We start from the raw sequence: 1,247 nt of genomic DNA on the forward strand, positions 1-1,247 counted from the left end.
GGGCCAGGAGATCGCCGCCCGCGCCGGGGTCCCGCTGGAGGGCTGAGCCGGACCGCCCGGCCCGCCTACCCCTCGGTCGGCGCGCCCGCCGCGCCGCCCAGCCACCGCTCCAGCAGCGCCTCCCCGAGCCCGTCCGGCACCGGCCCCCACGCACCGAACACCTGGGCACTGACCAGGCCCACCAAGCCGGCCCACCACGTCATCGCTGCGGCCACCTCGTCCGCCGAGGCGTCGACCCCCAGCTCCGCCACGGCTTCCCGCGCGAACGGCACCAGGACATCGTCCCTACCGGTGGGCACGTCGCCCAGCCCGCCGGCAGCCACCAACTCGAGTACCCGCGCCATCACGCGCGTCCCGGGCCCGCCAGTGCGATCCGGCGACGCCGCGAAGCCCGGCACCGGCGTGCCGTAGAGCAGTCCCCACTCGGCCGGGTGCGCCACACCCCACGCCCGCACGGACCGGGCCAGGGTCCCCAACCGCGCCGCCGCGCCCGCCACCCCGGGACCGTCACCCGGCACCTCGGACAGCGCGTCGTCCACGGCATCGGCCAGGCCGTCGAACGCGTCCACCAGCAGCCGCGTGAGCAGCTCGTCGCGGCTGTCCACGTAGCGGTACACCGCCGAGCTCACCACCCCCACCTCGCGCGCCACCTCCCGCAGCGAGAGCGCCGCCGCGCCCCGCTCACGCAGCTGGGTGCGCCCGGCGGCCAGGATCGCCGCCTCCATCTCGGCCCGGGTCCGTCTGGTCATGCGTGCAGTCTCGCAGCCGCAACAGAGAGCAGTGCTCTTGCGCGCGCACCCCACTTGCCCCTACGCTCCGAGAGCAGTGCTCTCTACCGCCCACCCACGCCCCGGAGGCCCCCGTGCACGTCCTACTCACCGGTGCCGGCCAGATCGGCCAAGCCCTCGTCCCCCACCTGCTCGCCCACGGCGACACCGTCACCGTCCTGCGCGCCTACGGCCCCGACCTGCCCGGCACCACCACGGTGCGCGGCGACGCCGGCGACCGCGCCCTGCTGGCACGGCTCACCGCATCGACCCCGCCCGATGCGGTGGTGCACACGGTCCACGCGGCCTACGACCACCGCGTCTGGCGCGCCGAGCTGCCACCCCGCGAGCAGGCGGTGATGGATTTGGCCACGGGCCTGGGCATCCCGGTGGTGTTCCCCGAGTCCGTCTATGCCTGGGGCAATGCCGCCCGCGACCTCACCGAGGGAGCCCCCGTCGCCCCGACCACACCCCTGGGCC

Annotated in this window: 2 protein-coding genes; one reads left to right on the forward strand and one right to left on the reverse strand. The window is 76.1% G+C overall.

What is annotated here, in order from left to right; genetic code table 11:
* Positions 1–65 precede the first annotated feature (65 nt).
* A complete protein-coding gene (locus HMPREF3099_RS10470) occupies positions 66–749 on the reverse strand; it encodes a TetR/AcrR family transcriptional regulator (RefSeq protein WP_070705912.1) in 684 nt (227 codons plus the stop codon).
* A 113-nt stretch (positions 750–862) separates the two neighbouring features.
* On the opposite strand from HMPREF3099_RS10470, the gene HMPREF3099_RS10475 reads away from it, so the two are divergent.
* On the forward strand, positions 863–1,247 hold a 385-nt coding region (locus HMPREF3099_RS10475; protein ID WP_168168520.1), incomplete at its 3' end, for an NAD-dependent epimerase/dehydratase family protein.

Origin of the sequence: Kytococcus sp. HMSC28H12, assembly GCF_001816045.1 — a bacterium.
In the GTDB taxonomy this organism is placed as follows: domain Bacteria; phylum Actinomycetota; class Actinomycetes; order Actinomycetales; family Dermatophilaceae; genus Kytococcus; species Kytococcus schroeteri.